Source organism: Succiniclasticum ruminis DSM 9236 (assembly GCF_900112895.1).
In the GTDB taxonomy this organism is placed as follows: domain Bacteria; phylum Bacillota; class Negativicutes; order Acidaminococcales; family Acidaminococcaceae; genus Succiniclasticum; species Succiniclasticum ruminis.
The window spans coordinates 24,020-46,307 of sequence record NZ_FONL01000007.1 but is presented as its reverse complement, the minus strand read 5'-3'; the positions used below and the strand labels follow the sequence as shown (position 1 = coordinate 46,307).

Here is a 22,288-nt window from a genome sequence, read left to right as displayed (position 1 = left end):
GATTCTTTATTTTTTTCTTGCAGTCTTTATCATTGTGCGATAAAATAATAAAGCAGTTTGTTGTCTAATATTTAAGGTAAATTTTGAAAATAAGGATAGCATTTGCTGTTTTTTGTCCGGAGGCGGTCCAGGCTTTTCTGCGGCGGAGCGGCAAAATACTTCCCGTTTTTCACAAAAGAAACAGTGAGGGGTTTTCTGTATGAGCGGTTATTTTGGCGTTGTATCCAAAGAAGATTGCGTGTTTGATCTGTTTTTCGGCACAGATTACCATTCCCATCTGGGAACCCGCCGGGCCGGCCTGGCGGTGTACGGGGAGGATGGCTTCAACCGGTCCATCCACAATATTGAGAATTCGCCCTTCCGTACCAAGTTTGACGATGACGTCCATCACATGAAGGGCAATCTGGGTATTGGCTGCATTTCCGATTTTGAAGCCCAGCCTCTGATCGTCCGTTCCCACCACGGAACCTATGCCATTACCACCGTCAGCAAAATCAATAACATGGATGAGCTGGTGGCCGGCGTTATGAAAAAGACCGGTACCCATTTCCTGGAAATGAGCGGTGGCAACATCAATGCCACGGAATTGGTGGCCACCCTGATTAATCAGAAAGATAACCTGATCGAGGGCATCCGTTACGCCCAGGAAAGCGTAGACGGTTCCCTGTCCCTGATGATCATGACGCCCCAGGGTATTTATGTGGCCCGCGATAAGGTAGGACGCACACCCATGATTTTGGGAAAAAAGCCGGAAGGATTCTGCGCGACTTTTGAATCTACCGCATATTTGAACCTGGGGTATGAGGATTTTAAAGAATTGGGCCCCGGCGAAATCGATATCATGACGCCGGAAGGCGTGCAAGTGCTTGCGAAACCCGGCTCCAAGATGCGTGTCTGCACGTTCCTCTGGGTCTATTACGGCTATCCGTCTTCTTTCTACGAAGGCGTTTCCGTGGAACAGATGCGGTACAACTGTGGCAGATACATGGCACAGCGGGACCCCATCAGCGCAGATGCTGTGGACAATGTAGCGGGCGTGCCGGATTCGGGTATTGCCCATGCGGTAGGCTATGCCAATGAAAGCCGTATTCCGTTCTCCCGCCCCTTGATTAAATACACGCCCACCTGGCCCCGGTCATTTATGCCTACGATCCAGAGCAAACGGAACCTCATCGCCAAGATGAAACTGATACCGGTGCATGAACTGATTGAAGATAAACGTATCATCCTGGTGGATGACTCCATCGTGCGCGGTACGCAGCTGCGGGATACCACCGATTTCCTGTTCAAGTCGGGGGCAAAAGAGGTACACGCCCGTCCGGCCTGCCCGCCGATCACCTTTGGCTGTAAATTCCTGAACTTCTCCCGCTCTAATTCGGAAATGGAACTTATTGCCCGGCAGATTATTGCCAAAGAAGAAGGTACAGATGTGGCCAGGGAAGTGCTGGAAGATTACTGCAATCCTGATTCGGACCGGTACCATACCATGATCCAGGGTATCTGCCAGAAGATGGGATTCACCAGCCTGGCATTCAACCGCCTGGACGATATGATCAAGGCGGTGGGCATTGACCCGGATACGCTTTGCACGTACTGCTGGAACGGAAAAGATTAAGGCGCATTGATGAAAGAATATAGGTATAGAAACGTCGCCTGAATACAAATAAATCGTTAAAACAGCTGAAAATAACAGCATGCAGGGATTCGCAAAACTGTTCACGTTTGTTATTCCATGGACTCATGCGCCTGCGGCTTCGAAACTCGGGGCTCCGCCCCTCAGACAGTCTCGCCGCTGCGTCGCATTTCATCTCATGGAATTACACAAACGTTCCCGACGTTTTGCTCATTCCCTGCATGCTTATTTTTTTCAACTGTTTTAAATTAATTCGCTGTTTCTATAATTATTTTTAATACGAGTAAATCATTCCGAACAGCGCAGTCCTTCCATACGCCGGGCAATCCCCGATGGTACGTGATCCAAGCGCTTCATAGGATTCATTGAACAGGTTATGCACTTTCAGATAGCTGCTCCAGTGTTTGTTGAACTTGTAACCTAAATTGATGTCTACCACAAAATAGTTTCCGGAGTACCAGCCTTCGTTTCGTCCAAGTCCGGCGGTCAGCAGCAGATTGTTGGACCAGCGTTTGTCTTTGTAACGCAGGGCGGCTTTCAGCTGATGGCGGGCAACCAGGCTCGTATAGGACGAGGGCATGTCTCCCCAGTCTGTGTTGGAGTTGGTATAAGTATAGGAAAAAGTGGCATTGTATTTCGGGCTGAATATGTCGGTAACGGAAAGGTTTATACCTATCTGGTGCTGGCTTTTACCGTTATCGGGACGCCACACGTCCCCGTTCTTGTACCATAAAATCGGTTTTTTGGTATAGGACCAGAAGCCACCCAGGTCCGCGAAGATTTTATCGCTGAACTGGTGGCGGATGCCGCCGCTGCCCTTCCAGCCTTTTTCCGCATCCAGATTTGGATTTCCCTGGATCCGCTGGTTGTTGTAATACAGTTCGTCCAGGGTCGGCACTGCGTAAAAGTGCTGCAGGGAGCCGTAAAGCGTTGTCTTTTTATCCGGGCGGTATTCCCCGGTGCTGGTGGAGATGTAATGGGTGCCGAACCTACTGTTGTGGGTGATCCCCCGTGTAGTAGAAAGGGTCAGTTTTTTTATCTGGCGGGACCCTCTGATAAAAGCAGTGATGTTTGTCGCGCTCTTTTTATAATTCTTGCCGAAACTGCGGTTTGCTTCGCCTCCCGGCGGATCGCCGGATACATCATAATTCGTATCGCTGTCTGCGCTGGTGTGGCGCCAGGAGAATCCGGCGGCAAGGCTTCGGTTGCGCTTTTTGCCCAACAGCCAGCTGTCCCGCCAGTCGATGCCGTTGGTGGTGGTTTTCCAACGTCCGTAGGAAAGCAGGTCTTCCTGATTTTTGACGCCGGTCGGGCGGAAAGTGTCACCTTGGTTATAATAATGATACACAGACACGTAACCGGGCGTTGCGGAGTTTTCCTTGTAATTATAGGTCAGCGCAAGGTGGTTGGCCATTTTTGAGTAATTGTAGTCCGTGGGATTCAGGCGGGAATACCACAGACCCCGGTCGTTGCTGAAGTGTCCGTAGGTAAAATTAAGGGAACTGTTTTTGTTAAATTGCCGGTCGATGCGGAAATACATTTCACGCCGACTTACAGCGGAGTTGGGCATGGTTTCCTTGTCACCGTCCACGCTCTTGTAACGGAGTTTTTCCAGGTTGCTGCGCCCGCCGGTGCCAACCCAGCTCCAGCCCTTGCCGCTGCCGGTCAGCTGGGTCTCCCAGCGCCAGGCATCATACGGTCCCCGGGCTCCTTCAAATTTGAATTCGTGCTCTTTGCCCTTTTTTGTAATGATATTGATCACGCCGCCGGGAGTGTCGTAGTTAATAAAACTGTCGCCTGCCGGACCGTGCAGTATCTCAATACGTTCAATGGCCATGACCGGCGGTGCCATATCCAGGTCGTAAGTGGCTCGGCCGTCGGAGTGACCGCTTGCCAGATTCTGTTTCCGCCCGTCAATGAACACGGCGACACGGTCGTCACCGTCGATGCGGACGACCTGATGGTTGGTATTGACGGAACCGGGGGTAACGGTTAAACCGGGCGCGTAAGCCAGGGCTTCCGCAACGGTTTCGTAATGATTGTCCTGCATTTCTTCAGCGGTGATAACGGTGGTGAACGCCGGCGCCGGCATCAGGGGCGACTGGGATACGGCGCTGTGAGCGTTGGTGTGTTCTGCTGCAGTTATGACAGTTTGCGCGCCGGCGGTCCGGGCGGACTCGTCGTTTGCTTTTTCCGCGTAAGCGGGCAGGATGGCGGCGGAACAGGCCAGTAAAACAGCGGCCGATAATGTTCTGGAAAGCATAAGGTTCCACTCCTTTTTTATATTCATCAAAATAGTGAGCAAGGATAAAAAACCGAAAGATTATCAAATCTATTATACACAAAATTTCTGTTTTAAAAAAGATTTGGGGGCCGGTAAATTTTCTTCCGGAAAAAGGCAGAGGGAAATGTAGATTTTTGCAAGACACGGCAAAAGTATTCTAAAAGGTTTTCAAAGTTAACACTATGAGAAGGAAATTGTACACAGGAAATGCTTTTATACTTTTTTACTGGACATATTTCCTGTTTTAGGATAAAGTATTAACATACCTATAGTGTTAGTGTAAAATTTATATGTGGGGGATGAGTATTGTGAAAAAGGGAGAACCTAAGACTTTAACATACCTGTCACTGGTAGCCGTAGTGCTGGTGCTGGCAGGGCTGGCGTATGCGGTGGTCCATAACCATATGCCGGTAAAAGAGACCGCCTGGGCATTGACGCCGCCTGTGATTGCCATCGCGCTGGCACTGATCACCAAAGAGGTGTACAGTTCCCTGTTCCTGGGAATCCTGACCGGCGCGTTCCTGAATGCAGGCTTCGATCTGGTGGGAACTCTGAACCAGGTGTTCCAGCAAGGGCTGCTGACGGTTCTGTCCGATAAATGGAACGTGGGCATTCTGATTTTCCTGATTATTCTGGGTATGATGGTGCAGCTAATGAACCGTACCGGCGGTTCCGCCGCGTTCGGCCAGTGGGCGTCCACCCATATCAAAAGCCGGGCCGGCGCGCAGCTCGCGACCATGCTGCTGGGCTGCCTGATCTTCATTGACGACTATTTCAACTGCCTGACCGTCGGGTCCGTTATGCGTCCGGTAACTGATAAGTACAACATCAGCCGTGCCAAGCTGGCCTATCTGATTGACTCTACGGCAGCACCTGTCTGCATCATTGCGCCGATTTCTTCCTGGGCCGCGGCGGTGTCCGGCTTCGTAAAAGGAGAGAACGGCATCAGCATTTTCGTGCAGTCCATTCCTTTTAATTTCTATGCGCTGCTGACCCTGGCCATGATGGTGATCATCATTTTCCTGGGCATCGACTACGGTCCCATGAAAACCCATGAAGAAAATGCCCTGAACGGCGATTTGTTTACCACCGGTATTACGGAAGAAGCTGCGGAAACCCTGAGAAAGGGAGAAAAGAAAATCGGCAGCGTCATCGACCTGGTGCTTCCCATCATGATGCTGATCGTCTGCTGCGTCGTCGGTATGATTTACACCGGCGGCTTCTTTGAAGATAAAGGTTTCGTAGATGCTTTCGCCAACAGCGATGCGTCCGTCGGTCTGGTATTGGGTTCTGCAGTCGCCCTGATTATCACCGTCGCTTTCTATCTGGTCCGTCAGTCCCTGCCTTTCGCGGACTGCATGGACTGCCTGCCGGAAGGTTTCAAGCAGATGGTTCCGGCCATGCTGATCCTGTCATTTGCCTGGGCCTTAAAGGCTATGACCGACAGCCTGGGGGCTGCTAAATATGTTGCCAGCGTGGTGGAAAGCTCAGCCGGCAATCTGATGAACTTCCTGCCGGCCATCATCTTCCTGATTGCCGTGTTCCTGGCATTTGCTTCCGGTACCTCCTGGGGTACCTTCGGTATCCTGATTCCCATCGTGGTATCCTGCTTCCAGGGCGTTGACCATCAGCTGATGATCATCTCAATCTCCGCCTGCATGGCCGGCGCGGTATGCGGCGACCACTGTTCCCCGATTTCCGATACGACAATCATGTCGTCGGCCGGCGCCCAGTGTATCCACCTGAACCACGTTACCACCCAGATCCCCTATGCCATGACCGTGGCGGTGGTTTCTTTCTTCACCTATCTGGTAGCCGGGTTCACTAAGAGCGCTCCGGCGTCGCTTTGCTTCGGCGTTGTAATTCTGTGCATGGGCCTCATGGCCATGCGGAGGAGAGACCTCGGCAAGATTGGAGAATGAAAAGATTAACAGCTTTACCTGAATTGAAAAACAACAGGTGAATCAATAAATAAACTGTGCCTGAAGTATTGGCGACGCCAATCTCCGACGGCACAGTTTTTTATTACAATTCACAGTTTTATATGGAAAGATGTTCTGATTCATGATAAAATATTTATAATAAGCTGAACCATGACAGCAGGGAACCGGAAACGGGACCTGAATCGGCGGGAAGGCCGGTTGCAGGCAACTCTTTTTCAATGATTAAGGAGGAACTGGAATGTTAAAAGACGGCAAAATCTGGATGGCGAATAACGATAAAGGCGAGAACATTTTCATTCTGCCGAAGATGGCTAACCGCCACGGCCTGGTGGCAGGCGCGACCGGTACTGGTAAGACCATCACCTTAAAAGTTATGGCCGAAAGCTTCAGCGATATGGGCGTGCCGGTATTCATGGCAGATGTAAAAGGCGATATCGCGGGCATGATGTGTCCCGGCGTCAACACGGAAGACATGCAGAAACGGATCCAGAAGTTCGGCCTGGCGGAAGCCGGTTTTGAATACAAAGGCTATCCGGTAACAATCTGGGATATTTTCGGGAAGAAGGGAATTCCCCTGCGCACCACGGTTTCCGAGATCGGTCCGCTGCTGATGGCCCGTATCCTGGAGCTGAACGACCTGCAGAGCGCCATTTTAAATATTGTGTACAAAATCGCGGACGATAACCAGCTGTTGCTGATTGATACCAAAGACCTGAAGGCCATGCTTAATTTTGTCAATGAGAACCGCATTAAATTTGAAGCGGAATACGGCAAGATGAGCCCGGCGTCCATTACGGCTATCATCCGCGCCATTGTGGCATTGGAGACCCAGGGGGCCGACGTGTTCTTCGGCGAACCGGCCCTTTCCATTTCCGACTGGCTGACTCAGGACTGCGGCAGGGGCATGATCAACATCCTGGACAGCGAAATCCTGATCAACAACGGAAAATTGTATTCCACTTTCCTGCTGTGGATGATGTCTGAACTGTTTGAAACCCTGCCGGAAGTCGGCGATCTGCCGAAACCCAAGATGGTCTTCTTCTTCGATGAAGCGCACCTGCTGTTTAACGGGGCGTCCAAAGCGCTGCTGGAAAAAATCGAGCAGGTGGTGAAACTGATTCGTTCCAAGGGCGTGGGCATCTACTTCTGCACCCAGAGCCCCAAGGATATTCCTGACGGCGTACTTGCACAACTGGGCAACAAAGTGCAGCATGCACTGCGCGCTTATACCCCGGCTGACCAGCGGGCAGTAAAAGCGGCAGCTGCATCTTACCGTCCCAATCCTGCCTTCGATACAGCTTCCACTATTATGGAATTGGGCACCGGCAAAGCGGTGGTTTCTTTCCTGGAAGAAAGCGGTATCCCCGGCATGGTTCAGAAGGTTTCCATTCTGCCGCCCCAGTGCAGCATGGGTTCCGTGTCCGATGCGCAGCGCGACCAGGCCATTAAGGCCAGCCTTCTGTACAGTAAATATTCCGGTTTCTTTGACCGCGACTCCGCCTATGAGTTCCTGCAGCGGCAGCAGCAGGTAATGGCCAAAGAGGCGGAAGAAGCAAAAGCCGCGGCGGAGCAGGCCAGGATTGCGGAAAAAGAAGCCAAAGAAGCGGCGCTTGCTAAGGAAAAGGCTGAAAAAGAAGCAGCCCGGGAAGCGGAACGGGCCGAGGCGGAGAAGAACCGCATGATCAAATCCGTAGGCGGCAGCGTACTGGGTACGGTAGGGCGTCAGGTTGGCAGGACCCTGGGCGGTTCCGTTGCGGGCAACGTGGGCAAGACGGTGGGCGGAAGCCTGGGTGCCAGCCTGATCCGCGGAATCTTCGGAACATTCTTTAAAGGATAATTCTCTACAGTTTAAATTGTAACAAAAAAGCTGTACAACACGCAGTGACGCGTATTGTACAGCTTATTTTTTTAGAAACTAACTACTTCCGTATTACTGCAGTCTCTCAATATACGTTTTGATTTCGTTTACATTGTAGAGCAGTTTCGTCTCGTTTCCGGTTTCGTCGATCAATGTGGGCACGGCGCAGATGTTGAATTTCTTTGCCATTTCCGCCCCTTCGGCTTCTTCGGCGAACAATGGGGTGTATTCCACATGGGCTTCCTGCAGCATCTTTTTCACCATGTTGCAGTTGGGGCAGGTGTGGGTGGAGATCAGGTAGCGTTTCCCATTGGAAGCAAGGGCTGCCGGGGAAGACGCACTGCTGTTCATGATGCTGGCAGACAGGTTTTTTGCTGCGTCCATCATCTGTTTGTCGGGAAGCTCCGCGGTCTTCGGGAACGCGGAAACTTTCTTCGCGGCATCTGTTGCAACAGCTACCTTTGCGGAAACCTCCGCGTCAGCTTCCAGCTTGTTTTCCCGGTCAATACGTACCTGTTCGGTATTGTAGGTCTTGCGGTTCTGGAATTCGCTGACCTTACCGTCATTCCAGTTCCGAACCGGACGGTAGTACCCGGTGATGCGGGAGTACACTTCCGCGTTGCGTCCGCATTTCGGGCAGGTGAAGTGTTCGCCACGGATATAACCGTGTTCCGCACAGACGGAGTAGGTGGGGGACAGGGTGTAATAGGGCAGCTTGAAGTTCTGGGCAATTTTGTGCACCAGTGTGGCTGCGGACTGCCAGTCCGGCAGGCGTTCGCCCAGGAAACCGTGGAACACGGTGCCACTGGTGTAGAGGGTCTGCAGCTCGTCTTCCAGTTCCAGCGCGTCAAAAATGTCATCGGTGTAACCAACCGGCAGGTGGCTGCTGTTGGTGTAGTAAGGCGCGTTGCCGTCTTTGGCCGCGGTCAGGATACCGGGGAATTCTTCCGTATCGTGTTTCGCGAAACGGTAGGAAGTGGATTCCGCCGGGGTGGCTTCCAGGTTGTACAGGTCGCCGTATTGTTCCTGGTAATCGGACAGGCGGGTGCGCATGTGGTTCAGCACTTCGATGGCAAAGGCGCGGCCTTTTTCCGTGGTCATGTCTTCACCCTTCAGCCAGGCAGAGTTCAGGATGGCTTCGTTCATGCCTACCATGCCGATGGTGGAGAAGTGGTTCTTGAAGGTGCCCAGGTAACGGCGGGTGTAAGGATACAGGCCTTCGTCCATAAGGCGGCTGACTACTTTACGCTTTACGGACAGGGAACGGGCGGCGATGTCCATGTATTTATCAAGCGTGGCGTAGAATTCTTCCTTCGTCTTGCTCAGGTACGCGATGCGGGGCAGGTTCAGGGTTACCACGCCGATGGAGCCGGTGCTTTCGCCGGAACCGAAGAAGCCGCCGGATTTCTTGCGCAGCTCCCGCAGGTCCAGACGCAGGCGGCAGCACATGCTGCGCACGTCGGAGGGTTTCATGTCGGAATTGATGTAGTTGGAGAAGTAAGGCGTGCCGTATTTGGCAGTCATCTCGAACAGGAGGCGGTTGTTTTCCGTGGCGCTCCAGTCAAATTCTCTGGTAATAGAATAGGTGGGAATCGGATACTGGAAGCCCCGGCCGTTGGCGTCGCCTTCAATCATGGTCTCGATGAACGCCTTGTTCACCATTTCCATTTCTTTCTTGCAGTCGCTGTAGGTGAAGTCCATGTTCTTGCCGCCCACGATTGCCGGCATGTCTTTCATGTCATCGGGTACGGTCCAGTCCAGGGTGATGTTGGTGAAGGGTGCCTGGGTGCCCCAGCGGGACGGAGTGTTTACGCCGTAGATGAAGGACTGGATGCACTGTTTAACTTCCTTGTAATCCAGGTTATCAACCTTTACGAAAGGAGCCAGGTAGGTATCAAAGGAAGAGAACGCCTGGGCGCCGGCCCATTCGTTCTGCATGATGCCCAGGAAGTTGACCATCTGGTTGCAGAGGGTGCTTAAATGTTTGGCCGGTGCGGAGGAGATGCGGTCCGGTACGCCGCCCAGCCCTTCCTGGATCAGCTGCTTTAAGCTCCAGCCCGCGCAGTAACCGGTGAGCATGCTCAGGTCATGGAGATGGATGAAGCACTTGCGGTGCGCTTCGGCAATGTCTTCGTCATAAATCTCGCTGAGCCAGTAGTTGGCGGTGATGGCGCCGGAGTTGGAGAGAATCAGCGCGCCCACGCTCAGGGTGACGGTGGAGTTTTCCTTCACGCGCCAGTCTTTGTCTTTTCCAATATAACCGTCTACCAGTTTTTTATAGTCAAGCAGGGTGTTCTTGGTGTGACGTGCCTGCTGATGCTGTTTACGGTATAAGATGTAGGCTTTCGCGGTCTTCACGTAATCGCATTTCATCAGCATGGATTCCACGCGGTCCTGGATGTCCTCTACGGTAGGAATTTCCTGGGAGTTTTCCCGCAGGTTGGTGATGACCATCAGGGTGATGGCGCCGGCTATGGTGGAAACGTTTCTTGCTTCTACTTCACCGGTGGCGATGAATGCTTTGGCGATAGCGTTTTCAATTTTCTTCTCGTCAAAGGGTACGGTGATGCCGTTACGTTTTACTACATTCTTAAAATACGTCATGATGCTGCTTCTCTCCTTACATTAAATTTGTCATTTGTCGGAAAGTGCCGGATAATTTCCGGCGCTTTTTCATTTTTCTGTGTTACTCCTGATTTACTTTTGATTCCGGTAATTCTGTTACCTTGTTTTCTTTCAGCGACTGCTGCACGTCGATGAGCCGCTGGTTGTCGCTGCCCCGCCAGATGGCGCGGCCGGTCTTCAGTTTTTCCACGAAGGGACCGTCTACCAGAACGTCTAACCGGGTCAGCGCTTCTTTTGCGGTTTCCCCTGCCGCACCCTTTAGGATCTGTTCGAAGGTCCAGCCGGTGTAGAGCCAGATGTTCAGTCCGGCCTTTTTAGCCGCGTCCGCAATTTCAATTACTGCCTGCGGCTGCAGCAGCGGGTCGCCGCCGGAGAAGGTGAGACCGTCCAGGTATTTTGTCTGCAGGATCTCCCGGATTACGTCTGCCGTGTTCCGCTCCGTGCCGCCCATGGGATCATGGGTTTCCGGGTTCTGGCAGCCCGGGCAGTTGTGGGGGCAGCCCTGGAAGAACAGGACATACCGCACGCCGGGACCGTTCACGGAAGAATGCTTTTTAACACCTGAAATACGGACTGTGCTCATGGAAACGACCTTCTTTTGCTGTGTTTTATGATACTGCCGGAAGAATGGCGCATGTATTCCCGCGCCGTTCCTGCTTCCCGGAATATCATCGGGGTTTTATCCCGTTTGGTAATACCCATTATAACACAATTAGTATGTCTGTCAATACCAAAACACAAGATATTGTGCTTTTGTATAAAAAACCGGACCATATACACCAAAAGTATGGTCCGGCTTACTGGTATTAATGAAAAAATTACTTTATCAGTTGCAGTTTCCGAAGCTGTTCGTCAATCTGCGCTTTTGTATTTGCGAACGGACCGCTGTTGTCAATAACTGCATCCGCGTATTTTCGCTGTTCCGATACCGGCAACTGGGTGTTGTTGCGCCTCATGACAATTTCTTTTCCCAGTTGCCTGTCTCGCGCGATGGCGCGCCGGATCCGTATCTCGTCGGGTACGGCAATGAGCCAGACGCTGTCGCAGAGCTTATGCCAGCCCAGTTCGATCATGAGGGGGAGGTCCAGAAAGACCGCAGATGTGCCATCAGCTTTCTGTGTTTCCAGAAAATGCAGCAGGTCATCCCGGACCTGTTGCTGCATGATGGCTTCAAACCGCAGCAGCAGTGAATGATCGTAAAAAATTTTGTCCGCGACCCAGGGGCGGTTCAGTGTCCCGTCGGGCAGGATGCTTTCCGGTCCGAACAGTTCCGCGGCTTTCTGCAGGCAGGGGCTGCCTTTTTCCAAGGCAGCGCTCTTTGCGGCATTTTCCGAGTCAAATACAATGAAATGCAGCGAACGAAGATACGCAGCCGCGGTGCTCTTGCCGCTGCCGATGCTTCCTGCAAGGCCGATAATCTTCATAGGCTCACGCTTCCTGATTAATATAAAAAATACAGAAAATGACGTTTTGCCCGGGCATCATTCTGAAAATGAAAGTTACCTGAGCGCCTTCTCCAGTTTATCCAGATAGTGTTCCAGCTTTTCCATGGTAACCTTGCGGGGCCCGGCGTTCTTTTCGAACCGCTCCAGATATTCCCAGAAAGAGAGCGTCATATCCTGCTCCCGTGTGTAGAACAGCGTGGAGGGCGCGAAAGAACGATACAGGATTACGCCGGCTGCTTCATTAACAACGACGGAGAAGGACTGGGAAGACGTGTTCCCGGAAGAGGGATCCGCACTTTCCGGCGGTAGTAAAACGATATCATAGTCGTCGGATGTTTTGAATCGGTGCAGCGCCGCGGCGAGATGCTGCCGGAATTCTTCCCCGGTGTAGAAGAGCGAAGGCAGTCCGAAAATATCCGCCAGGGGAACCTGGACTTTGCCGTCTTTTACTGCGGCAATATCGGGAAGGGAGAATATATCGGTAACCGGTCCGGACTGTTTTCCTTCCTGCATGAACAGGAGGCTCCGGTATCTGTCCATATAATCGTAAAACAATTCACAGCCGGCGTGGCGTGAAAGGCTTCTGACTACGTTCTCCGGCATGGAAAGCCAGGAAGGCGTGGCGTGAAGCTGTACCGTCCTGTTTTCGGAAATGGGATAACGGGAAAGAACAGGCGCAATCTGCGCGAAGTTGGAAGCATTATAAATTTTCATAAGTGGCCGGCACAGGGAAAGAAAATCGAAAAATTCTTTCTCCAGGGCATTTACTGCGCGCGGATCGTGCACGAACATGTTCAGCCGGTTCTTTCCGGTTCCCCCTGTTGTCTGGCCGACAATGGCGGCTTTTCCGCTGCCGATGAACAGCGTGCGCTTGAAAATGTTGTCCCGCAGTCTGGGACAGTAGTAAGACTCGATGAGTCCGGTGGCATACAGCGGCGACCACTTGGCAACAGCTTCCAGCAGTTCGCGCAGCGTGCGGCGCACGGTGTGGACGATGACAATGCGGCCGCCATTTTGCAGTATCGCTTTCATTAATACGGACCAGTTCCGGAAAAAGTCCGGGTCTTCATACATCCACAGCATATCCTCTTCCGAATGGAGCAACAGTTTTACCGGCTCGTTCAGAGCAGACAGTTCGGTAAGGAACTGGATTACGCATTTACGTTTTCCCGGGTTGCCGTAATAAAACCCTGTCTGCGTATCCGGAGAACCGGATGCCACGCTTTCGACGGTCTTGAATTGTGGCGTGCCGACAGTACGGCTGCCGAAGGATGAGCCTATTGAGATGTCCTGTTTCAGCCAGTTGGCGATGAGGCTGATGGCGATGTTGACGTCTTTCGGCCAGCCGCTTCCGGGGCATATGGCTTCCGCCAGTTTTTCTTTCTGTTCCTTTGTCTGGACCGCCTGGGCAAAAAAGGCCGCAGCGGGATAAATGAAATCGCGGTGCTTCGGAACGCCACGGGATCCGGTACGGATGCGGCTGATATAAGAAGGGTCGAAGGCGATGGCCTTGCCCAGTATATTGTTTCTTGTTCCCGTCACCTGCATCAGGAAATTCAGTTTATCGCCAATAATCCGTTTCATTGCGGCTGCCTCGCTTTCAGCTAAAGTATTTGCAGAAATGATATTGATTCATACCCGGTCTGACGTCGTTCTTAAAAGAAAGGTAAAACTCTTCAATTATAGTGTATCATATGATTTAATGCGAAAACAACGAAAAAAGACAAAAATGACAGTTTTGAGTTGTAAATTGTCACTGACAAATGCGTTCGAACACCTTCATTATATTTGAAAATCATATTACAATAAAATAGTAAAACTGTAATTTCAATAATTTGATAACAACAATAAGAGCCACAGAGGTGAAAATTATGGATCCTAAAAACCGCAAGTATTCGATTCCCTACAACGGCACGATGCCGGAGTGGTTTATGATGGAAGTGGAAAAGCGTATCAAGAACATAGACCACGTATATTGCGAGCTTCCCTTCAACGAAAAGGAGATGCTCTCCCACGTCCGCTTCACCTTCGACGGCAAGGACGGAGCCAATACCAACACGCCCGACGCCAACCAGAGGCGGGCCCAGTATATCCGCAACTGCTATGATTTCCTGCGCTTATCCAAAGGCAAGGTCCGGCGCATCTGCCCGGTCAACGCCATGTACTACAAGTTCGACAACGACGACGACTTAAAGAACTTCGCCATCGCCCTGGCCCGGGTGGCGCGGCATCACGAACTGGAGGGGATGATCCTTTCCGATTACCGGATCGCGGTGCTGCTGCACGCCCTGATGCCGGAGCTGGAGCTGCATACCTCCTGCAACGCCTACCAGTGGAACCTGCGGCAGATGTCCATCTGGCAGGAGAAGTGCGGGATCAAGACCTTCAACCCGCCCCGTGAGATTATGCGGACGCCCCCGAAACTGAAGGAGATGCACGACGCCGGCTTTAAGCTGAAATGCCTCATCAACGAAGGCTGCCTGATGGGCTGCCCCAACTCCTTTTACCACAACATGAGCGTATCCCTGCGTTGTTACGCCGGCATGCTCAGTTGCTGCCAGAGCGGCGTGGGCGATATATTCCGGGGCAACTGGATCCTGCCCCGCTGGCAGAAGTACTACGATGAATATGTAGACATATATAAAATTTCCGGACGTAACGAGCCGGGGGACTACGCCTTCCGCACTATAGACGCCTACCTGGAGGAAAACAACGATAAACCCCTGACGGAAGTGATGCTCTCTGGAACGATCATGTTCACTAAACGCATCGTGCCGGAAGAAATTCTCCGGAAGATTACTTTGGATAAAGTGCCGGACAAGCTGCTGACATGCGAGTGCAAAGAATGCAACCAATGCAAACTGTGCGAAAACCTCGCCAAACAATATATTCCTGAAAAGTACTGGGAGAGCTTTAACTTTAAGGTAAAGGTCGTGTAAAAAAGGGAGCGCCTTTCAAGGAGGAATTTGTAAAATGTTAAGAAGAACGAAGAAACATCAGAAAAAACTCGCCAGGCTGGTTCTGGCAACTCTGTTGTTTACAGGGGCGGCCCACGGCTTGATGACTCCGTCTGTGGCGGAAGCGGCCGGTTCGGTCACGGTGACGGGCTATGCGAGCGGCGCTTTTACGCCGGACGGCAGCATGATCGTGGTTCCCGGGTCTGAGTATGGGTATTATAAAGCCTATCCTGACGAAACAGGCGGAAGCGTTAACAAGCTGATCCTGGAGCCGGGAGAAGCGGATACCTGGGAAGGCGGCAATTATGTTTCGGTTTACGGTCATTATACTACCGGGGCTGCTGCTTCTGCTTCCGATTATACCGTGAATATGACCGGGGCTAAAGCGCAGGTGAATAATCTTTATGGCAGCTACGCCGGCGTTGCGCACGGCGCAAATTCTGAGATGGCTGCAACGGCCAGCGGGAATACGGTAACCGTCAGTAAAAAGGCTGCTGTCAGCAGCAACGTATATGGCGGTTCAGCTTACGCTTATGATTATGGCTCAACAGTTACTGCGGTCAAGGGAACCGCTGCCAACAATGAAGTAACCATCAGCGGCGCTACGGTAGGGAATGTTGTTTACGGCGGTTACGCTTACGCTTACGCAGAGAATTATTATGCTTCCCAAACAAGTACTGCCGACGCCAGTGGAAATACGGTAACCATCAGCGGTACTACTGACAGCGCTGCTGTTGTTGGGTCAGGAGTTATCGGCGGCTATGCTTACGCTTATCTTTACGCTTACGCTGAGGATTCAGGCACAGTAGTAACCCATAACTCAACCGGCAAAACGACTGCCGGCGATAATACGGTAACCATCAGCGGCGCCGCGGATGTTGGCGGAAGTGTGGTGGGCGGCAGCAATTCCATGTATGTTTACGCTTACGCTTACTACGAAGGGAACACAGCCAATGCCGAAGGAACTTCCGAGGCCAGCCGTAATACAGTAATCATCAGCGGTTCTGCCGATAGCGGCGTTGCGGATATTGACGGGAGTGTTACTGGCGGCAGCAATACCGCCTATGTTTATGCTTCGGAGTATTATGGCCAGGCAACTGCCAGGGAAAACGCCAAGGCCGACAGTAATACGGTAACCATAGGCGGCGCTGATGTTGGCGGGGCTGTTTACGGCGGCTACAATTACAATTACGCTTATTCCACTTGTGCTTATTACAACCCGGTGACTGTCGAACTAACTGCCGGCGCCAGCGAAAACGAAGTAACCATTACCAGTGATGCTGATGTTGGCGGGGCTGTTTACGGCGGCTACAATTACAATTCCGTTTACTACGCGTATTCTTACTACGAAGGAGGCGACATAAACGCGGAAGTAACCGCCAATGCCGACAGCAATACGGTAACCGTCAGCGGCGCTGTGGATGTTGACGGGGCTGTTTACGGCGGCTATAATTACAATTACGCTTATTACATTTATGCTTATTATGGCGCAATCAATGTGGGGGTAACGGGCAGCGCCAGCGAAAACGAAGTAACCATTACCAGTGATGCTGATGTTGGCGGGGAAGTTTACGGCGGTTATAATTACACGAAAGTTGAATCTGTTTATTCTTACTACGCCGGAAGCGAAGTGAACGTGGAGTTAACAGCCGCTGCCGATAATAATAAGGTTGCTATCGACGGAGCTGCTGTTGGGGCCGTTTACGGCGGTTACAATTACAATGAGGCGTATTACGTTTACCCTTACTATAACGGGGCCACAGGAGATATCAGGGCAACGGCCACCGCCGACAATAATACGGTAACCGTCAAGGGCGTATCTTCTGTGGAGGGAACAGTTTACGGCGGTTACAGTCCCGTTACGCTGGCAGGGTATTATGGTGTCTCTGGGATTACAACAATTGCTGCCGAAGGAACTGCCAGTGAAAATGTAGTAACTATCAGCGAAGACGGCGGCGAAGAGGTTTCTGTCACAAACGGTGTTATCGGCGGTTCTGCTTCTGTTTACGCTTATTATGGCACAACAAGTTCGGCCGAGGGAACTGCCAGCGGGAATGAAGTGACCATCAGCGGCAAAGCTGCTGTTGGCGGTACTGTTTATGGCGGTTATGCTTACGCATACTCTTATGCTTACGATGCTGCGAGCGCAGACCATACGGCGGGGACAACGGCAGAGGCCAGCAACAACACGGTAACTGTCAGCGGGAATGCCGTGGTCAGCGGCGGCGTTTACGGCGGTCAGGATTACTCGTACGCTTATGCTGCCGCTCCCGGCTCCGGGAGCACTACTGATACTGCCGCGGACGCAGCTGCCGGCGCCAGCCATAATACGGTAACCATCAGCGGCAGCGCAGAGGCTGGCAGTTTGTACGGCGGCGAAGCTTACGCCAGCGCTAATGCTTATTATGGCGCAATCAATACGGCCGGGGCAACGGCAGAGGCCAGCTACAATGAAGTGATAATCAGCGGGAAAGCTGTTGTTGACGGCGGTTCCGGTTATTATTATACGGCGGTTTACGGCGGCGAAGCTTACGCCGGTGCTTATGCTTATGATGGAGCAACCAATACGGCCAAGGCGACTGCCGGCGCCAGCCACAATACGGTAACCATCAGCGATAACGCTGTGATTAAAACTGACACCACATCTCCTTATTCCTATGTGACTATTAATGGCGGCGTCGCTTACGGCTACGCTTACGTGGAAGAAGGCGCTGATAATACTGTCGAGGGAATCTCCAGCGCTATTGAAAATACGGTAACTATCAGCGGGAATGCCGCGGTCGGCGCCGATGCGACGAATGTAGTGAATATTACAGGCGGCATAGCGTACGGAAACGGCGCCGCGAAGAATAACGCGGTGACCGTCAGCGGCGGAACGGTCGGTACTGCGGAAAACGCCAGAAACAATTCGATTGCCGGCGGCGCCGCGGACGGGGAAGCCTCCGGGAACAAGGTAACCATCGAAGGGGAAACCACAAAGGTCTATGCCGGCGCGGTCATCGGCGGCGGGCATTCGACGTATTATGCGTATTCCGCTGTCGCCGGCGCCAAGGCCGTGGGAAACAGCGTGACGGTCAGCGCGGAAGGCGCAGAGATCGGGTTGGTCTATGGCGGCAGGATCAGTCTGGGCGACGCAAGTGAAAACACGGTAACGCTCACGGCCGGTTCCGTAACAGGAAATGTAAATGTTTCTTCCTCTTACGGTTATTATTACGGAATCGCGGCCACCGGAACTGCAGCCGTTGCCGGCGGTTACACGGATAAAGGCGATGCAACACTGAATACCGTTGAGATTAAAGGAATCACGGTACGTATCCCTGAAGAGGATGGGTCGGACAGTCCGGATACCGGATCGGAAACCGGTACGTCCGGCAGTTCGTCTTCCGGTACGCCCGCTATCCGTATCACCAAAGCGGTAGTCGGCGGTTATGCGGGGACCGGGAATGCGACAGACAATACGGTTAAACTGACGGATGCCACAATAACCGGCGGTGTTTACGGCGGCGCCAATAAAACCGGCGAAACTGCCAGCGCCGGCGACGCAACCGGTACCGGCGAAAGTGGCGGCAGCAGCGGTGAAAGCAGCGCCAGCGACGTGGTAACCGGTAATACCCTGGTGATAAGCGGCGTGAATACGGTGGACGGGGAAGTTACGAATTTTGAGACCATCAAGCTGGCCGATTCCGTGGAATGGAACACGGAAGCTCCGGTATTGAAGGCGGGCCAGTTTACGGATAATGCGGACGGTACCCGTGCTGCCCTTGATATTACAGACGCGCAAGGCAACCTGGGCGCCGGGACAAGCGGCACGATGACGCTGCTGGCCTCTGAGACGGCAGACGATTTTGCCACCCTCACCCTGATAACCTCGGAAGGTAAGGCTGACCTGTCGGAGACAAACCCGTATAAGAGTTTCCTCGGCGCGGAATCCAGCAGTACGGATAAGGGGGTCGCGGTAGTATCCCAGGAAGAGCAGAGGATTTTCCTTGATACAGAAGACAGTTATAAAAACGTTTATGTGTCCCCGGCGGAGAACAGAGTCAAGGGGATTTCCCTGGACGCGATGACTTGGAACACAGGCCGCGATCTGGAAGGGGAATATGTCTTTGACAATACCATTACTATTGACGCGACGAACCTGGCCATCGGGGATGTAACGACCGCGCTGAAGGCGAACGATTCCATGACGCTTGTTTCGAACGCCACGGGCCTGACATCAGCCAATACGGTGACGGGAGGCACGGGCAAGACGGTGGGCATCGATTATACTGATACCACATCCGGTATCAAGTATGAAGCCACGGCCAGCGGCAATGTTACAGCGGGCACGGGTGTGGTGACGTACACCGTCGACAGCGTGACGGCAGATAAGATTACCTTGGCAAGCCGCGTATGGGGCGCTGCGGCGGACGAGATGCCGGAGACATGGAAGGCGTCGGCATCGACGCAGATTGATGCTGCCAAGTTTGCATATACAGGGGAAGCCGCGACAGCGCTGAAGAAGAACGATACCGCAGCCATCCTGAACGCGCCGGGCCTGACTACGGCCAGTCCGGTTACGGACGGCGCGGATAAGACGGTAGCCGTGAATTACACGGATGCAGCGGGCATCAACTTTGCCGCAACGGCCCAAGGTCATGTGGCTGCTGCCGCGGACACTGTGAATTATGTGGTAGACGCCGTGGAAGTGAACAGCGTGAACCTGGCCAAGTGGAACGGCACGGATACCTCGGCGGTTACGGAAGGCTGGACGGGAAGCGGCGTTGCGGTTGCCACGGGTAGCTTTGCTGCGCCTTCAGACCTGGCTGCGGGAAGTGGAAGAGATATTCTGACGGCGACAGGCGGATTCTTTACGGATGACAAGATCACCGGCACCAACAAATACGGGAACGGCGATGCGTTCAACGAGAGTGAAGGCGGCGTAACGGCGGCCGGGCATAAGGTCGGAGGCGTGAAAGCAGAAGACAGCGGCGCGAAACTGACGTACTATGCGATGAAGAAATCAGCGGAGACGCTGACCTTAGGGGAAGCGACGTTTGCAGACGGCGGGACGGCCCGTTCGTTTAACAACACGTATGACCTGACGGGCGCTGCCATCAATGCTGACGGTCTGACCTTTGCGAATGCGGATGCCATGGAAAGCGGCCAGAGCATGACCATCGTAGACGCATCCGGGGCATTGAAGAACGAAGCCGGCGAAGCGTTGGCGGCGTTTGCGACGAAAGAATACAAAACCGATTTTGATGACGCGGCAACAGAGAACCTGCAGTTAAAGGGCTCCCGGACCGATATACTGGAACAGGATGCGGCGAAAACAAAGCTGGCGTACACGGTAGGCGATAAGGAAGTGAGCCAGGCTGTTATGAGCGGCGAGCTGGCCTGGGAGGATGGCGGCACACATTACACGAATACGAAGTACAAATTTACGGCGGATTCGGAGATCGATGTGTCCGGCATGAAATTCACGGCGGATGCAGACCCGCTGGGTCAGTCCATGACGCTGATCGGCAATGCGGACGGCACGGTGAAGGACGGTACTCCGGAATTCACGGTGAAACTGAAAAACACGGTACTGGAAGCCACAGCGGCAGGAGAAGCTGCCATTGCAGCCGGCAATCTGGATTATAAGGTGACCTCTGTTACACTGGATAAAGTTACAGTGAACGAGGCGGGCAGCGATGCCGTGCCGGAAGGCTGGACCGTAAACACTGCCGGTGTAGCGGTAGATACCGACAGCATGACGGCACCCACAGACGTTGCGCCGGGTGAAGAGAAGGCGATTATCTCGGGAGCCCCTGAAAACGCCTTCTCGGACGATAGTATTACGGGAGCCAACGCCTATGCGGAAAGTGATTTCACGGATGCCAGCAACCCGGATGACACGTCGAAGGGCGTAAGCATTACGGGAGCCCAGGGCAAAGGCGTAAAGGCTACCGAAGACGGAACGGGCCTGGTGTACGCGGTAAGCAAGAAAGAGGTATCTGCGGTGAATGCCGGCGCGACAGACTGGCAGCCAGGCGCTACGCTGTTGGACGGCAGCAGTGAGGGCTACGATTACTCGAAGGTATCTGAAATCGGTACGGACAGCTTTGATGTAACGTTTAACAAACCGGAAGAAGTAGTTGCGGGCGAATCCATGACGCTACTGAAAGCCAATGAAACACTGGCGGATATGGCGGCGCAGGAGAAGACCAACAGCTACAGTTTTGAACCGGTATCCGGCGTGACGGTAGACGCGGGGATCACCGCAAGTCTGGAGGTAAAAGACGGGATCGTAACATACACGCCGTCGGAGAACAAAGCCGGCAAGCTGAGCTTCGGCGACGTGCTGTGGAACGCGGACAAGCCGCTGCTGACCCGTCCGGACAACATCACCTTCGCGGGCGCGGACGTGGATACGTCGAAGATCAACTTTACCAACGTCTTGTATCTTGACGCCAACCAGGAGATGACGCTGGTGTCCGGTTTCGGTGACAGCGTGGGAACCATAACGGGCGGCACGTACATGGTAGGCACGGCCTTTATCGGCGAAGGCATAGCCTCCCTGTCCGGCAGCAACCTGATCTTCACCACCCTTACGGAAGCGGGCTTGTCCGAGCAGACCCACAAGACGGTGATGGCCATGGACGCGGGCCTGGCGATGCTGAAGACGGGCAATGAGTTCGTGGGCAGGGCCATGGACGGCCTGGCAGATGTGAAGAACGCGGGCAGGGACGGCATCTCGACTTTTGCTGCGATAGGCGGCGGCGCTTCCCGTTACAATACGGGCAGCCACGTGAACACCCATACTTGGAACGCGGTCGTAGGCGTAGGCAAGATCAGCGAGACGAAGAACGGCTCCATGGAATGGGGCGTGTTCGGCGAATACGGCAAGGGCAGCTACACGGTCCACAGCGCTGTGGGCGACGGCGACGGCGATGCCCATTACGCGGGCGGCGGTTTGCTGGCGAAGTGGACCAACAAGCACGACGTCTATACCGAGGCCAGCGTCCGGGCGGGCCGTCTGAGCGACAGTTCCAGCGACATCATGCAGGACAGCTTGGGGAACAAATACGGGTATAACGTGCACGCCAATTACTACGGCGGCCACATCGGCGTAGGTAAGATCATCAATTACAAGGGTGGCAGGAACCTTGACGTATACGGCAAGTTCTTCTACCTGAAGCGTGAAGGTGTGGAATATGATGCGCCGCAGCAGTACAACCTGGACAGCGTAGCCAGCAGTATCCTGCGGTTAGGCGCCCGGTACGGGACCACGGATAAGAAGTGGAACTGGTATGGAGGTCTGGCGTATGAATACGAATTCGATGGCGAAGCGACAGGCACCGTGAAGGGCAAGGAGATCCGCGCGGCCAGCATTAAGGGAAGCAGCGTCCGGGGCGAATTTGGCATGCGGATGGACGCAACGAAGACGAACCCGTGGAGCGCGGACATCAGCCTGTATGGATATGGCGGTAAGCATCGCGGCTTCGGCGGAAACGTAAGCGTAATGTATACGTTCTAAAGCGAACTATAGATAAATACAAAAAATCCGGGTGTAAAA

Annotated in this window: 10 protein-coding genes; 5 read left to right on the top strand and 5 right to left on the bottom strand. The window is 53.2% G+C overall.

Translation table 11 applies throughout. The features are described 5' to 3' along the window. Nucleotides 1-199 precede the first annotated feature (199 nt). Entirely contained in the window at nt 200-1,615 is a 1,416-nt protein-coding gene (locus tag BM159_RS06340; RefSeq protein WP_093913417.1) for an amidophosphoribosyltransferase, read from the top strand. A 292-nt stretch (nt 1,616-1,907) separates the two neighbouring features. Here the strand turns inward: BM159_RS06340 and BM159_RS06335 are convergent, their stop codons facing one another. Further along, entirely contained in the window at nt 1,908-3,896 is a 1,989-nt protein-coding gene (locus BM159_RS06335) for a TonB-dependent receptor plug domain-containing protein (protein WP_177205943.1), read from the bottom strand. Between the two features lie 320 nt (nt 3,897-4,216). Here BM159_RS06335 and BM159_RS06330 point away from each other — a divergent pair, with 320 nt between their 5' ends. Further along, nucleotides 4,217-5,839: a Na+/H+ antiporter NhaC family protein gene (locus BM159_RS06330; protein WP_093913415.1), complete on the top strand. Its 1,623-nt coding sequence runs from the start codon at nt 4,217-4,219 to the stop codon at nt 5,837-5,839. 259 nt (nt 5,840-6,098) lie between these two features. After that, nucleotides 6,099-7,697, top strand: coding sequence for a helicase HerA-like domain-containing protein (locus tag BM159_RS06325; RefSeq protein WP_093913414.1), 1,599 nt, complete (start codon nt 6,099-6,101; stop codon nt 7,695-7,697). 93 nt (nt 7,698-7,790) lie between these two features. On the opposite strand, the gene BM159_RS06320 is transcribed toward BM159_RS06325, so the two are convergent. The 4 genes from BM159_RS06320 to BM159_RS06305 form a co-directional block, all read right to left on the bottom strand. Further along, a complete protein-coding gene (locus BM159_RS06320) occupies nt 7,791-10,322 on the bottom strand; it encodes a ribonucleoside triphosphate reductase (protein WP_093913413.1) in 2,532 nt (843 codons plus the stop codon). Between the two features lie 82 nt (nt 10,323-10,404). Further along, entirely contained in the window at nt 10,405-10,926 is a 522-nt protein-coding gene (nrdG, locus tag BM159_RS06315; RefSeq protein ID WP_093913412.1) for an anaerobic ribonucleoside-triphosphate reductase activating protein, read from the bottom strand. Nucleotides 10,927-11,161: 235 nt separating this feature from the next. After that, a complete protein-coding gene (coaE, locus tag BM159_RS06310) occupies nt 11,162-11,767 on the bottom strand; it encodes a dephospho-CoA kinase (RefSeq protein WP_093913411.1) in 606 nt (201 codons plus the stop codon). Nucleotides 11,768-11,842: 75 nt separating this feature from the next. Next, nucleotides 11,843-13,372, bottom strand: a complete 1,530-nt coding sequence (locus tag BM159_RS06305) for a hypothetical protein (RefSeq protein ID WP_093913410.1) — start codon at nt 13,370-13,372, stop codon at nt 11,843-11,845. 287 nt (nt 13,373-13,659) lie between these two features. Here BM159_RS06305 and BM159_RS06300 point away from each other — a divergent pair, with 287 nt between their 5' ends. Both BM159_RS06300 and BM159_RS06295 read left to right on the top strand, forming a co-directional pair. Further along, nucleotides 13,660-14,727, top strand: coding sequence for a U32 family peptidase (locus tag BM159_RS06300; RefSeq protein WP_093913409.1), 1,068 nt, complete (start codon nt 13,660-13,662; stop codon nt 14,725-14,727). Nucleotides 14,728-14,761: 34 nt separating this feature from the next. After that, nucleotides 14,762-22,249, top strand: a complete 7,488-nt coding sequence (locus BM159_RS06295) for an autotransporter outer membrane beta-barrel domain-containing protein (protein ID WP_093913408.1) — start codon at nt 14,762-14,764, stop codon at nt 22,247-22,249. Nucleotides 22,250-22,288: the final 39 nt, after the last annotated feature.

What these genes read in the sequence shown, in the direction of transcription:
- BM159_RS06340 (WP_093913417.1), top strand. Translation starts at nt 200, where the DNA reads ATGAGCGGTTATTTTGGCGTTGTATCCAAAGAAGATTGCGTGTTTGAT.
- BM159_RS06335 (WP_177205943.1), bottom strand. Translation starts at nt 3,896, where the DNA reads ATGCTTTCCAGAACATTATCGGCCGCTGTTTTACTGGCCTGTTCCGCC.
- BM159_RS06330 (WP_093913415.1), top strand. Translation starts at nt 4,217, where the DNA reads ATGAGTATTGTGAAAAAGGGAGAACCTAAGACTTTAACATACCTGTCA.
- BM159_RS06325 (WP_093913414.1), top strand. Translation starts at nt 6,099, where the DNA reads ATGTTAAAAGACGGCAAAATCTGGATGGCGAATAACGATAAAGGCGAG.
- BM159_RS06320 (WP_093913413.1), bottom strand. Translation starts at nt 10,322, where the DNA reads ATGACGTATTTTAAGAATGTAGTAAAACGTAACGGCATCACCGTACCC.
- nrdG (WP_093913412.1), bottom strand. Translation starts at nt 10,926, where the DNA reads ATGAGCACAGTCCGTATTTCAGGTGTTAAAAAGCATTCTTCCGTGAAC.
- coaE (WP_093913411.1), bottom strand. Translation starts at nt 11,767, where the DNA reads ATGAAGATTATCGGCCTTGCAGGAAGCATCGGCAGCGGCAAGAGCACC.
- BM159_RS06305 (WP_093913410.1), bottom strand. Translation starts at nt 13,372, where the DNA reads ATGAAACGGATTATTGGCGATAAACTGAATTTCCTGATGCAGGTGACG.
- BM159_RS06300 (WP_093913409.1), top strand. Translation starts at nt 13,660, where the DNA reads ATGGATCCTAAAAACCGCAAGTATTCGATTCCCTACAACGGCACGATG.
- BM159_RS06295 (WP_093913408.1), top strand. Translation starts at nt 14,762, where the DNA reads ATGTTAAGAAGAACGAAGAAACATCAGAAAAAACTCGCCAGGCTGGTT.